The 12,823-nt window shown below is 60.9% G+C and carries 10 protein-coding genes; 9 read left to right on the forward strand and 1 reads right to left on the reverse strand.

Annotation, left to right across the window (positions count from 1 at the left end; genetic code table 11):
* The 3 genes from OQ248_RS25975 to OQ248_RS25985 are packed head-to-tail and all read left to right on the forward strand — an operon-like array spanning position 1 to position 4,626.
* On the forward strand, positions 1-2,451 hold the full coding sequence (locus OQ248_RS25975; protein ID WP_265814552.1) for an acyl-CoA reductase: 2,451 nt from the start codon (positions 1-3) through the stop codon (positions 2,449-2,451).
* Entirely contained in the window at positions 2,435-3,724 is a 1,290-nt protein-coding gene (locus OQ248_RS25980; RefSeq protein ID WP_265814553.1) for a phenylacetate--CoA ligase family protein, read from the forward strand. The genes OQ248_RS25975 and OQ248_RS25980 overlap by 17 nt, the downstream gene beginning before the upstream one ends.
* Complete coding sequence (locus OQ248_RS25985) at positions 3,724-4,626, forward strand: GNAT family N-acetyltransferase (RefSeq protein WP_265814554.1); 903 nt, start codon at positions 3,724-3,726, stop codon at positions 4,624-4,626. The genes OQ248_RS25980 and OQ248_RS25985 overlap by 1 nt, the downstream gene beginning before the upstream one ends.
* Positions 4,627-4,680: 54 nt before the next feature.
* On the opposite strand, the gene OQ248_RS25990 is transcribed toward OQ248_RS25985, so the two are convergent.
* Positions 4,681-5,214: a hypothetical protein gene (locus tag OQ248_RS25990; RefSeq protein WP_265814555.1), complete on the reverse strand. Its 534-nt coding sequence runs from the start codon at positions 5,212-5,214 to the stop codon at positions 4,681-4,683.
* Positions 5,215-5,594: 380 nt separating this feature from the next.
* Here OQ248_RS25990 and OQ248_RS25995 point away from each other — a divergent pair, with 380 nt between their 5' ends.
* The 6 genes from OQ248_RS25995 to glgA all read left to right on the forward strand — a co-directional run bounded on the left by OQ248_RS25995 (position 5,595) and on the right by glgA (position 12,817).
* Positions 5,595-7,586, forward strand: a complete 1,992-nt coding sequence (locus OQ248_RS25995) for a methyl-accepting chemotaxis protein (RefSeq protein ID WP_265814556.1) — start codon at positions 5,595-5,597, stop codon at positions 7,584-7,586.
* Between the two features lie 157 nt (positions 7,587-7,743).
* Complete coding sequence (locus OQ248_RS26000) at positions 7,744-8,190, forward strand: DUF411 domain-containing protein (RefSeq protein ID WP_169430265.1); 447 nt, start codon at positions 7,744-7,746, stop codon at positions 8,188-8,190.
* A complete protein-coding gene (locus OQ248_RS26005) occupies positions 8,190-8,624 on the forward strand; it encodes a YqaA family protein (protein ID WP_265814557.1) in 435 nt (144 codons plus the stop codon). Before OQ248_RS26000 ends, OQ248_RS26005 begins: the two co-directional genes overlap by 1 nt.
* Positions 8,625-8,709: 85 nt before the next feature.
* Positions 8,710-9,735 carry an alpha/beta hydrolase gene (locus tag OQ248_RS26010; protein ID WP_265814558.1) on the forward strand — a complete coding sequence of 342 codons (1,026 nt, stop codon included), beginning with the start codon at positions 8,710-8,712 and terminating at the stop codon, positions 9,733-9,735.
* A gap of 13 nt (positions 9,736-9,748) precedes the next feature.
* Positions 9,749-10,702, forward strand: coding sequence for a D-2-hydroxyacid dehydrogenase family protein (locus OQ248_RS26015; RefSeq protein ID WP_265814559.1), 954 nt, complete (start codon positions 9,749-9,751; stop codon positions 10,700-10,702).
* Positions 10,703-11,230: 528 nt separating this feature from the next.
* Positions 11,231-12,817: a glycogen synthase GlgA gene (glgA, locus tag OQ248_RS26020; protein ID WP_085708204.1), complete on the forward strand. Its 1,587-nt coding sequence runs from the start codon at positions 11,231-11,233 to the stop codon at positions 12,815-12,817.
* Positions 12,818-12,823 lie beyond the last annotated feature (6 nt).

Consider the following 12,823-nt stretch of genomic DNA (forward strand, 5'->3'; position numbering starts at 1 on the left):
ATGTACTTGATCAATGGACACCTTCACGATGAATTCAGCCTTGATGCCGCGCTGGATCAATTGCGTCAGACGCTGCCATTACACCTGAACCGGCCCTTGCACAGCGAGACGGTCATTCATGCGGCGGCCGCGTTTGCCGTCCGGCTGGGCGACAGCACTCTGGCCCTGCCACTCGACGCCGGACAACACCAGTCGCTGATCGAGTTCTGCAGACCGCAAGGGCTGTTGCGCAAGCTCGAACGTGAGCTGGGTGATCAACCCGCTGCCCTGCGCCGCCACGATTATCGCCAACCACGCTTCGAGCGCTGGAGCCCGTTGGGCCTGGTGGTTCACATCACCCCGGGCAACGCGACACTCCTGGCGTTCTGCGCGGTGATCGAGAGCCTGCTGGCCGGCAACGTCAACTGGCTGCGCCCCAGCAGCAGCGACGACGGCCTGACCGCGCAATTGCTCCATGCGTTAACACAATGCGACCCCAGCGGCCAACTGGCCGGGCACATCGCTGTCGTTCCGGCGACCACCGCACAAATCAGCCAGTTGTGCCAATGGGCCAACGGCGTCTCGGCCTGGGGTGGCGAGTCGGCGCTGCGAGCGATCCGTGAGCAGATCCCCGCCGGGTGCCGCTGGATCGATTGGGGACATCGCATCAGCTTCGTTTATCTCGCCCCGGACGCCGTCTCGCCACAGACACTGGATGGCGTGGTGGATGAAGTCTGCCGACTCGATCAGCAAGCCTGCTCCAGTCCGCAATGGTTGTTGGTGGACAGCGACGACCCGGCCGTACTGCGCGAAATCGGTTTACGGCTGTCCGAAGCATTCGAACGTCGTGCGGGGCACTGGCCGCCACTGCCGCCAACCCTTCAGGAAGCCTCGCAAATCACCACCGATACGGCCATGGCCCGGCTCGCACACAGCTTCACCGAGGTGGCTGGCAAGGTCTGGGCAACACCGGGCTGGCGGGTGATCTGGACCCACGACCAGTCATTGCAGCCTTCACCGTTGTTTCGCAGCCTGCTGCTCAAGCCACTGCCGCACGCGCGGTTGGTCGAGACGTTACTGCCATGGCGAAACGTGCTGCAAAGCTGCGCCCTGATCTGCCCGGAACAGCGGATTGCAGCGCTTTCACGGAGCCTGATCGCCGCGGGTGTCACCCGGATTGCCCCCATTGCGGCAATTCACGATGGCTACGAAGGCGAACCGCATGACGGTGTCTATGCCTTGCAACGCCTGAGCCGGCGAGTCTCGGTAAGCCTGTCGTCGACACAGTTGCCCTCTCACGCCTCGCTCAACGGCTTAGCCATTGCGCCCTGTGTGACGAACCTGCCGATCATGAGCAAGGAAGATTTCATTGCACGGCCGATCAACCCTGCGGCCCAGCTGTATTTCCGCTCCGGCGGCAGCAGCGGTGTGCCGGCGCTCTCGGGTTTCAGTTATCGCGACTTCCACCGGCAGATGCGCGCTACGGCCGACGGTCTGTTCGCAGCCGGACTCGATCCGGGCCGGGACCGGGTGATGAACCTGTTTTTCAGCGGCGGTCTGTATGGCGGCTTTTTCAGCTTCTCCAAAGTGCTGGAGCAACTGGACGTCACTCACCTGCCGATGGGCGCCCCGGCCGATGATGATTACCGGGAGATTGCGCAATTGATCGTCGATCAGCGGGTAAACACGCTCATCGGCATGCCGAGCACTTTGCATCGATTGTTTCTCAACGAACAAACACGTTTACGTGCCTATGGCGGGATCGAAAAGGTATTCCTCGGCGGCGAGCACCTCGGCGAACAGAGCCGCCAGTTGATGCAGGATTGCGGCGTCACCCTGATCCGCTCGGCGATCTACGGCAGTGTCGATGCCGGCCCGCTCGGTCATGCGTGCTCAGCCAGCGATGACGGTGTGTTTCATCTTTTGAGCGATATCCAGCACCTGGAAATTGTCGCGTTCGAAGCCGATCGTCCCGTCCATGACACCGAAACCGGACGCCTGGTGTTCACGTCCATTGAACGACAAGGTCAGAACGTCCAGCGTTATGACGTCGGCGACAGCGGTCGCTGGGTGCCCGGACAGTGTGGGTGCGGCCTGACGACACCTCGTTTCGAATTGCTTCAGCGCCACGGCAGGCTGGTGCGCATCGGCACCGATTTCATCTGTCTGTCGCAGCTGGCGCAACACCTGCGGACCGAGTTCCAGGTGATCCTCGAACATGCCCCCGACGGACTCGAATGCATGAAATTCCGAAGTGCGCTCGAACCCCGCGAGGTACATGAACGATTGCTGGGCTACCCGACGCTGGCCACCCTCTTGCAGACCGGGCTGCTGACAGTAGAGGCACAAACGTGCGCCATCGACCGGTTCACCCGAAACAGCCACAGCGGCAAGACGCCGCTGCTGATCGATAACCGGGGAGCCCGCGCCTCCTCCATTCTGCAGGGAGCACACCATGAAGCCGGTAACTGATTGGCAGGAGCTGGTAGCTTTCGCGCGCCAGCATTCAAGCTTTTACGCCAGCCACTTCAGCGAGGTGCCCGAGCAGGTAATGTCGCTGTCCGAACTGCCGGTCATTGACCCTGCGCAGTACTGGAAAGACAGCCACGACCTCGACCGCTGGCCGGTGCTGACAGCAGGCCTGGATAACGCAATGGTATTCAAAACCGGCGGGACGACCGGCGATGGCAAATTGTCGGTTTTCGAGCGCCGTGAATGGCAAACGCTGGTGGAAGATTTCGCAGGCAGCCTCAAGAGTCGGTTGAACAAGGGTGACCGGGTCGCCAACCTGTTTTTCGTCGGCGATCTGTATGCCAGTTTCATCTTCACCCACGACGCCCTGGCCCATGTACAGCCGGGCATCGTGGAGTTCCCTTTCACCGGCCACGTTGATTCGTCTGTCCTGGCCGATGCGATTTTCCGCCACCGGATCAACGTGCTGGCAGGTTTACCGGCGCATTTGCTGTCCTTTGCCGCATGGCTGGAGCGCCAGGAACGCCGGCTGGAGTGCGTCGAATCCCTGCTCTACGCAGGTGAAAGCCTGTTCCCGGCGCAGTTGCAACTGCTCGGCCGGGTGTTTCCCAATGTGCGCGTTGCCTCCTTGGGTTACGCCAGTGTCGACGCCGGCTTCATCGGCGCCAGCCATCCCGACTGCGCATTGGGTGAACATCGAATGACGCAGGGCCACAGCGTGCTGGAAATCCTCGACGAACAGACCGGCGAAGTGATCGAGGAGTGCGATCGCACCGGACGTCTGGTGATGACCAATCTCACCCGGCGGTTGATGCCGTTGATTCGCTACCCGGTCGGCGACCGCGCCTGTTGGCGTGAAGTTGAGCAAACCCCCGCACGCAAATTCGCATTGATGGGCCGTTGCGCCGACAGCCAGCGAGTCCGGGTGGGCATTCTGACGTTACTGCCTGATGAAATCGGCAATGCCGTGCAATGCATCACCCACAGTGACGACTGGCAACTGGTGATCGAACAGACCGGAACAAAGGACATCCTGACCCTTAAATGGGCTCCGGATGCCGAACGACCCACATCGGCGGAATCAGAGCGGATGCTGCGCAGCGCGTTGATCGAGCACTATCCGTTGATTTCGCAATTGAACGCCGATCACCTGCTGGATTTGCAGATCGACTGTTGCACGGTTCAAGACCTGTCACGCCACCCACGCTCCGGAAAGCGCCAGCGCGTCCTGGACCTGCGTGTCTACAACGACCCTCGTGCGGAGCTTCGCTGATGGAGCGCGTAACGCTGCGGAACTACCGCAACAGCGACGCAAAAGCCGTGAGCATGCTGTTTCGCAAGATCTATGGCGACCTCTACGCCCAGGCCCACGTTTATCTGCCCTGCATGATTGACCGCAATCATTCGCAAGGCCGCTGGCATTCACGGGTGGCGGTGACCGGAGATCAAGTGTTGGGGAACGCGACATTGCTTCGCGCCGAAGATTCGCATGTCGCCGAACTGGCGCTCAGCGTGGTTGCCTCCGAAACCCGCGGTCAGAATGTTGCCACCCGGCTGGGGCGGCAGCTGTTGATCGATGCCCGGACGCTGGGATTGCAGGGCGTGACGATCAGACAGGTGACCTGTCACCCCTACACCCAGCGCATGGCAGCCGGCCTCGGCTTTCACAATACGGGATGGCTGCCCGACGGTGTCCCGTCTCCGCACGATGCCTCGGCACGGGAGTCACTCGTCATCGGATACCTGCCCATTGATGGACACCGGCGTCCGCTTCCGGCACTGGCATGGCCCGATAGCTGTCGGGACTTCATGCAGCAAATGTGCAGTGTGTTCGGAACGCAGGAAAAGGCTGCGCCATGGGTGGGCGAACCGGTGCATCTTGAACAGCGGTGGGGTCGATATGAAGGGACTTTAAGGGCACTGGATGGCTGTTTGCTCAAGCAGTTGCAGGAACTGCCGGCGCATTGGCTCATTTCAATCAGGCTGAGGCTGGCGAAGGGGTTTGATAGCGCGTTATACGCGCTGACGAGGGCAGGTTTCGTGTTCACCGGACTGGCGCCGGATGAACGAGGCGCAGGATGGCTGGCGTTGTTTCATCGCGGCGCAAAACCTCCCTCGCTGACATTGATTTGCCCGCGGATGCAGCGTCTGCACGATGACCTGCAAGGGAAATAGCAAGCGTGGCGCAATAACGACAAGCCCCCTTATCGGGGGCTTGTCGTTGCAGGATCATGCCTTGGCGCTGACGCCTTTGTCGGTCGGAGGCGCACGTTCACCGCCCTGCCCGTAGGTTTTCAGGCTCTGCAGCACATAAATGGCTTTCTTGTACTCCGGGATCAATGTATTGGCGTACTTGTTACCCTTGAGGCTGTTGTTGTTGATGGTGTCCAGTTGCGTGGCGAAATATTCCAGCGCATTGAACTTGGCATCCGGGTCTTTCTGAATGCCGAAGCGATCGAACTTGTCACCGGCATTGAGCAGCGTCATCGAGGTCACTTCGGAAATCAGGCCCCGACTGCGCAGGAAGTCCGTCAGTTTGCCCAATTGCTTGGGAGTGACGTTTTCCGGATCGAACCCCTTGATGTTCTTGTGCAAACGCTGCTTGTCCATTTCCGCCGTATTGAGAACGGTGGGGTCGTTACCGACCAGGGCCAGCATCTGCTTGACCTTCACGCTTTGAGAAACCGGTTTGCCCGAGCTGCCTGCATCTCGAACCAGCAAACCTGCCTTGGGCTGCCACGCGCCGGTATAACCAACGGTCATGAGCGTGCTCCTTGCGAAAAGAACATGAAAATATCCTTGTGGAACGTCTTGAGTTGTCCGGAGTATCGGCCGGCAAACTGAAGGCACCAATCTGTTTTTCATTTTTTTACAAATTTCGTACATTCTCGATACAAAGCACTGCAAGCCCCGCAGACGTTGGTGCATAGCCATCTGGCCAGTCCGGCGAAAATCGGTTTTTTACTCTAACGAACGGGCTGGTTAGTTTGCGTGTGTCGGAATTGTTACTTGCCGGCCAGCGTTTCAAGACTTTTTAGCACGTGAGTACCTAAAGCTTCCTCGCGCCGCGACGATACGTAAGGGATACCCCTACTGCTTTGCTCCTCTCCCCTAATAAAAACGTTGCTCAAGGACCGGTCTTCATGCCCGCATTCCGTACCATTCAGGCTCGCTATACGCTGTTTCTGGTTCTGTTCATCCTGTTGCTGTCGGTCCTGACCGTGGTGGGCATCAGCCAGTTGGTCGCGCCGAAACTGCGCCATACCGAAGAGCAAGTGGTGCTCAACCGCATCGCCGAGGTCGCCGAGCAGATCCAGGGCGAACTGAACAAGGTTCAGTCGCAACAGCGCAGCATCACCCAGACCATCCCGCTGCTCGACAGCGCCGCCATCGATACGGTGCTGCCGGGGCTGGTGGATCAGTACGGTGAATTGAAGGTATTCGGCGGCGGTATCTGGCCACTGCCCGGCCAGCGCGAGGCAGGACGCAACAAGTTCAGCACCTTCTGGCACCGTGACAGTTCCGGCAAACTCGCCGTGAACACGTTCTGGAACAGCGACGCCGCACCCAACTATTACGACCAGAGCTGGTACAAGGGCGGCCTGCAGACCCCGCGCGGCCAATGCGCCTGGGCCGCCGCCTATAAAGATGATGCCAGCGCCGAGCCGCGCACCAACTGCGCCATGGCCATTCAGAAGAACGGCACGACCTGGGGCGTATCGACCATCGACGTGACCCTGGGCTTTTTCAACGACCTGGTGGCGCGCAAGGAAAAAGACCTCAACGCCGAAATGCTGATCGTCGAGGCCGACGGCAAGATCATCAGCAACAGCTCGCGCATCAACGGCCCGATCGTGCTGAAGAACATCAACGAGCTGGCCGCCGGCTCGACCTTCGCCAGCCAGGTCAAGGCCGGACTGCAAAACCGCGAACAGGCGCAGCGCGTCGAATTCGACAACAACGGTGAAGCCAGCACGTTCTTCATGCGTCCGATCGAAGGCACCCCGTGGTTCCTCGCCACCGCGCTGCCGACCAAAATGCTCACCGCGCAACGTGACGACGTACTCAGCAGCCTGAGCCTGTTGCAGATTCCGCTGGTGATCCTGCTGGTGCTGTTGCAGGTCTACGCGATTCGCCAACTGGTTGCGCGCATGAAAGCGCTCAAAGCCAACATCGATTCGCTGTCCAGCGGCGATGCCGACCTGACCCGCCGCATCACCATCCGCGCCGAAGACGAGCTCGGCGCGATCGGTCACTCCGTCAATACTTTCATCGCCTACCTGCAGAACATGATCGGCGAAGTCACCCAGGCCACCGGCGCCATGGCTTCGAGCCTCGACAACCTGCAACGCACCTCGGCACATACCAGCCAGATCCTGTTGCGCCATGCCTCGGAAACCGACCAGACCGTCACCGCCATCAACGAGATGAGTTCGACCGCCGAAAGCGTTGCACAGAACGCTGCCGAAACCGCTGCGTTTACCCAGCGTGCCAACGAAAATGCCGATCGCTCTCGGGTCGTGGTGGGCGAAGCCACCAGCAGCGTCGTCGCGCTGATCGATGAAGTGGCCAGCGCCACCCACAAAGTCGAAAACATGCAGCAGGACGCTCAGCGCATTACCGAAATCCTCGGTGTGATCGGTGCCATCGCCGGCCAGACCAACCTGCTGGCACTGAACGCCGCCATCGAAGCCGCCCGCGCCGGTGAACAGGGCCGCGGTTTCGCCGTGGTCGCCGATGAGGTACGTGCCCTCGCCGCCCGCACCCAGGCCAGCACCTCGGAAATCAACGAAATGCTGGCCCGTCTGACCCAAGGCGTGAGCTCGTCGGTCAGCGCCATGGAAAACACCCAGGCCAGTTGCCAGTCGGCCGCCGACGCCACGGCACGCGTCACCACCGGACTCGATGACATGGCCGGTTCCGTCAGCCACATCAACAGCCTCAGTGCCCAGATTGCCACGGCCGCCGAGCAGCAGAGCGCCGTCACCGAGGAGATCAACCGCAGCATGGTGCAGATCCGCCACATGGTGGATGAGCTGGTACAAAGTGGCCAGGCCAGTGAAACCAATACCCGCCAGCTCCTGGAGGCCAACGGTCGGGTGAGCGCAATCATGGGCCGGTTCAAGGTCAGCTGACGGATTTGTCATCTCGCACTCAGGAGGCTGTCAGCTTTGATCTACGATCATGCTGACGGCCTGCCTTGTATCAACTGGAAACACTCCGTTGATGCCCGGTCGGAAAAACCGGTCAAAATGCGTTCTTTTTGACCGTCACCCGAGTCGAGAACCCTGCATGAAAAACCCTCTGCGTCTGGCCGCCCTGAGCGCCCTGCTCCTTTCCTCCCTGGCGCAAGCCGCCGACCTCATTCCGATCGAAGTCCACCGCGACGCCAACTGCGGCTGCTGCAAAAAGTGGATCAGTCACCTGGAGGCCAACGGCTTCAAGGTCGAGGATCATGTCGAGGCCGACATGAGCAGCTTCAAGCAACAACACGGTGTTCCCCCTCGCCTGGCGTCCTGCCACACGGCAATCATCAACGGCAAATTCGTCGAAGGCCATGTCCCGGCGGAACAGGTGCTGGCCCTGAGCAAGCGTGACGACCTGCTCGGAGTCGCAGCGCCGGGCATGCCGATGGGCTCACCGGGGATGGAAATGGACGGTATGAGCGATGCCTATCAGGTGATCGGCCTGAAGAAGGACGGTGCCGATGTGGTGGTGGCGGATTACCCGGCCCATTGATGACGGCGGGTTATCTCGGGCTGTTCCTGGCCGCGTTTGGCGCGGCGACGCTGTTGCCGTTGCAATCGGAAGCGGTGCTGGTCGGGCTGCTGGTCAGCGATCGCTATTGGCTTTGGGGACTGCTGGCCGTGGCGACCCTGGGCAATGTCCTTGGCTCGCTGGTGAACTGGTGGCTGGGACGCGGACTGGAGCGGTTTCAGGATCGACGCTGGTTTCCGGTCAGCCCGAAGCATATGGAGCGCGCCCGCGTTCACTATCAACGCTATGGTCACTGGTCGCTGCTGCTCAGCTGGCTGCCGGTCATCGGCGATCCCCTGACGCTGATCGCCGGTGTCATGCGTGAACCGCTCGGGCGTTTTCTGCTGATCGTCACTTTCGCCAAAGGCGCCCGATATGCAGTGCTGGCCATGCTCACCCTGGGCTGGCTCGGTTGAACGATCGGGCGCGGGCATTGCCTGTGTTTAACGTCGCCCTAATCCGGCCGTTCCAGCATCGGCCGATTTCCTGTGGAGTTGTCCCATGTCTGTGTCGCTGACCCGCTGGCTGCCCGGCCTGCTGTTGACCGCTGCCCTGCCCCTGCTGGCTCACGCCGAAGGCCCGCAATACGGCCCGGAACTGCAGGGTTTCGAATATCCCTACACCCTCAAGCACTTTGCCTTTCAGTCCCAGGGCCAGTCTCTGCAAATGGGTTACATGGACGTCGCTGCCCACGGCAAGGCCAATGGGCGCACCGTGGTGCTGATGCACGGCAAGAATTTTTGCGGCGCGACCTGGGACAGTTCGATCCAGGCCCTGAGCGAGGCCGGTTACCGGGTGGTCGCCCCGGATCAGATCGGTTTCTGTACTTCCAGCAAACCCGATCATTACCAGTACACATTCCAGCAACTGGCAGCCAACACCCAGCAATTGCTCAAGGCGCTGGGCATCCAGAAAGCCACCCTGCTCGGCCACTCCACCGGCGGCATGCTGGCCACCCGCTACGCCCTGCAATACCCGGATCAGGTCGAGCAACTGGCACTGGTCAATCCGATCGGCCTGGAAGACTGGAAAGCCCTTGGCGTGCCGTATCGCAGCGTTGACCAGTGGTATCAGCGCGAACTGAAAGTCACCGCCCAGGGTATCCGCGACTACGAGCGCAGCACCTATTACGACGGCCGCTGGAAACCTGAATTCGACCGCTGGGTGGACATGCTCGCCGGCCTGAGCAATGGCCCGGGCAAGACTCAGGTCGCATGGAACTCGGCGCTGATCTACGACATGATCTTCACCCAGCCGGTCTACTACGAGTTCAAGAACCTGAAAATGCCGACCCTGTTGCTGATCGGTACGTCCGACACCACGGCCATCGGCAAGGACATCGCGCCACCCGAGGTGAAAGCGAAAATCGGCCACTACGACGTGCTGGGCAAGCAGGTCGCCAAGCTGATTCCACAGTCCACGCTGGTGGAATTCCCCGGCCTCGGCCACGCCCCGCAGATGGAAGAACCGGCGCAGTTCCACCAGGCGCTGCTTGGCTGGCTGAACAAAACCAATCCCGTTCGTTGAGGAGTCAAGGCTGATGGCGGTGCAGATTGCAGTGATCGATGACTGGCAGGACGTAGCGCGGGACGTGGTCGACTGGTCGGTGCTGGACAGTCTCGGCGAGGTGACCTTCGTCCATGAGTACCCGGCGGACAACACCACGCTGGCCGAACGACTGGGCCGGTTCGAGGTGATTTGCGTGATGCGCGAACGCACGCGTTTCGATGAAGACCTGCTCAAGCGTTTGCCGAACCTCAAATTGCTGGTCACCGGCGGCATGCGCAATGCGGCGCTGGACATGCCCGCCGCCGCCCGGCTCGGGATCAAGGTCTGCGGCACCGACAGCTACAAACATGCTGCACCGGAACTGACCTGGGCGCTGATCATGGCCGCCACCCGCAATCTGGTAAACGAAGCCAACGCCCTGCGTGCCGGCCAATGGCAGCAGGGTCTGGGCGGCGACCTGCATGGCAAGACCCTTGGCATTCTCGGGCTCGGCAGCATCGGTCAGCGGGTGGCGCAGTTCGGACAGGTGTTCGGCATGCGCGTCATTGCCTGGAGTGAAAACCTCACCGCCGAGCGCGCCGAACAGGCCGGCGTCACCTATGTCAGCAAGCAGCAATTGTTCGAACAGGCCGACGTGCTGTCGGTGCACCTGGTGCTCAGCGACCGCAGCCGGGGATTGGTCGATGCCCAGGCACTGGACTGGATGAAGCCGACCGCCCTGCTGGTCAACACGGCACGCGGGCCGATTGTCGACGAAGCGGCGCTGATCAAAGCCTTGCAGAAACAGCGCATCGGTGGTGCAGCGCTGGATGTATTTGATGAAGAACCGCTACCGGCGCTGCACCCGTTTCGCACGCTTGAGAATGTACTGGCCACACCTCATGTCGGGTATGTCAGCCGACAGAACTATGAACAATTCTTTTCGCAGATGATCGAGGACATTCAGGCCTGGTTGGCGGGAGAACCGATCCGTCTGCTGAATTGATCCACGCCTGCTTCGCGGGCAGCCCATGCCCGTGAAGCAGCACCCGCTGACCGCACACCAACACAACTGTCCGCACCGCAACAGTGCATCCGCACGTTCCTTGCGCCCGAAAACGTGACCGGCCGGTCACCGTTTTGCACCGTCCGCCCCTTCAAACATGCACTTCGTCGGTGCGATACCCCGCTCAAAGCCTCGGTTTCCGTGGCCCTGCAACACATTGTCGAACAATTCGTCCGATTGCCCTGGCCCGCTCTAGGATCTGGCCTAGACTGGTTTTCGCGAGGCGAAACCGACCGGTCACAACACGGAAATTTTGTCGAAACTTTTGCTGATCGCGACGGGTCATCTGAAAGACAGGGCCAAAGCGACTGGTTCATTCCTTGCAACGGCCTCTTCACCCATTCTGCTTGCGCGTGTTGGGTAGCGTTTGCTCACCGATGCGTGGCGCGTTTGCGCCCGGCCACAGGATTTGGCCATGGACATCGCTTGTTCAAGACAAGAATCAGATCAACAAAACGGGAGATTCATATGATCAGTGCGGCATTGGATATTCAGGGAGAGCGCGCTCACCAGCCGGTCGGCGAGTCGAGCACCGCGAGCGTTCCCGGCAGCCGGTCGATCAACGTCCCGGGCACCAGGACGCTGGCACCGGTAGCCAGTCAGAATCCCAACAAGAAGAAAGTGTTGTTCGTGACCTCGGAAATCGCCGATCTGGTGAAGACCGGCGGTCTTGGTGACGTTTCTGCCGCCCTGCCCCGCGCGATGGCGCATCTGCATGATGTCCGGGTGCTGATCCCCGGTTACCCGCAAGTGATGAACAGCGAAAACCCGATCCATATCATCGGTGAACTGGGTGGCCATGCCGCGCTGCCACCCTGCAAGATCGGGCGCATGGACATGCCTGACGGTCTGGTCATTTATGTGTTGATCTGCCCTGAGCTCTACGCCCGTGACGGCGGCCCTTACGGCGCCAACAACGGTCGCGACTGGCCGGACAACCACATTCGCTTCGCCCGACTGGGCCTGGCCGCCGCCGATATCGCCGCCAACCTCGCACAAATCCACTGGTGCCCGGATCTGGTGCACGCCCATGACTGGCCAGCCGGGCTGGCGCCTGCCTACATGCACTGGCGCGGGCAACGCACGCCGACCCTGTTCACCATTCACAACCTCGCCTATCAAGGCGTGACCAGCCTCGGTTCGTGCCCGGAACTCGGGATTCCCGCCCATGCCCTGCAACAGGAAGGCATGGAGTTCTACGGCAAGATGTCGTTCCTCAAGGCCGGCATGGCCTATTCGAGCCACATCACCACGGTCAGCGCCACCTACGCGCAGGAAATCACCACCCCTGATTTCGGCTGCGGTCTCGACGGTTTTCTCGCCGCCAAGACCCAGCAAGGCTTGCTCAGCGGCATCCCCAACGGCATCGACGAGAGCTGGGACGCCGCCACCGATCCACACCTGTTCGCGCCGTTTGCCATCGGTGACTGGGAAGGCAAAGCGATCAACGCCGCCCATGTGCGCGAGCTGTTTGGCCTGAAAGACTCCGAAGGTCCGCTGTTTGCCGTGGTGTCACGGTTGGTCTATCAAAAAGGCCTGGACCTGACCGAAGCGGTGTCGGAATACATCGTGCAGAACGGCGGCCAGATCGCCATCATCGGTCGCGGCGAACCCGAAGAAGAACAGGCCATGCGCGAACTGGCCCTGCGCTTCCCCGGCCAGATCGGCGTGCGCATCGGCTTCAATGAAACCGATGCCCGGCGGATGTTCGCCGGCAGCGATTTCCTGCTGATGCCGTCGCGTTACGAACCTTGCGGTTTGAGCCAGATGTACGCCCAGCGTTTCGGCTCGCTGCCGGTGGCGCGCAACACCGGCGGGCTGGCCGACACCATCGAAAACGGCGTTACCGGGTTCCTGTTCAACGAGTCCACGGCCGACAGCTACCGCGAAGCCCTGAGCCGCGCGTTCAAGGTGTTTGCCTTTCCGGATCTGCTGCACGCCATGCGTTGCCGGGCGATGGCGGCACCGTTCAACTGGTGCCAGGCCGTCGAACCCTACGCCGAACTCTACGAACAACTGGTGGCCAAGGCGCTGGGTAAAACGCACCACAAATAACCAGGG

This window comes from Pseudomonas sp. COW5, assembly GCF_026240005.1.
GTDB classification, from domain to species: domain Bacteria; phylum Pseudomonadota; class Gammaproteobacteria; order Pseudomonadales; family Pseudomonadaceae; genus Aquipseudomonas; species Aquipseudomonas kribbensis.

Coding starts and splice junctions, on each gene's coding strand:
- OQ248_RS26015 (WP_265814559.1), top strand. CDS start 9,749: ATGGCGGTGCAGATTGCAGTGATCGATGACTGGCAGGACGTAGCGCGG.
- glgA (WP_085708204.1), top strand. CDS start 11,231: ATGATCAGTGCGGCATTGGATATTCAGGGAGAGCGCGCTCACCAGCCG.
- OQ248_RS26000 (WP_169430265.1), top strand. CDS start 7,744: ATGAAAAACCCTCTGCGTCTGGCCGCCCTGAGCGCCCTGCTCCTTTCC.
- OQ248_RS25985 (WP_265814554.1), top strand. CDS start 3,724: ATGGAGCGCGTAACGCTGCGGAACTACCGCAACAGCGACGCAAAAGCC.
- OQ248_RS25990 (WP_265814555.1), bottom strand. CDS start 5,214: ATGACCGTTGGTTATACCGGCGCGTGGCAGCCCAAGGCAGGTTTGCTG.
- OQ248_RS26010 (WP_265814558.1), top strand. CDS start 8,710: ATGTCTGTGTCGCTGACCCGCTGGCTGCCCGGCCTGCTGTTGACCGCT.
- OQ248_RS26005 (WP_265814557.1), top strand. CDS start 8,190: ATGACGGCGGGTTATCTCGGGCTGTTCCTGGCCGCGTTTGGCGCGGCG.
- OQ248_RS25995 (WP_265814556.1), top strand. CDS start 5,595: ATGCCCGCATTCCGTACCATTCAGGCTCGCTATACGCTGTTTCTGGTT.
- OQ248_RS25975 (WP_265814552.1), top strand. CDS start 1: ATGTACTTGATCAATGGACACCTTCACGATGAATTCAGCCTTGATGCC.
- OQ248_RS25980 (WP_265814553.1), top strand. CDS start 2,435: ATGAAGCCGGTAACTGATTGGCAGGAGCTGGTAGCTTTCGCGCGCCAG.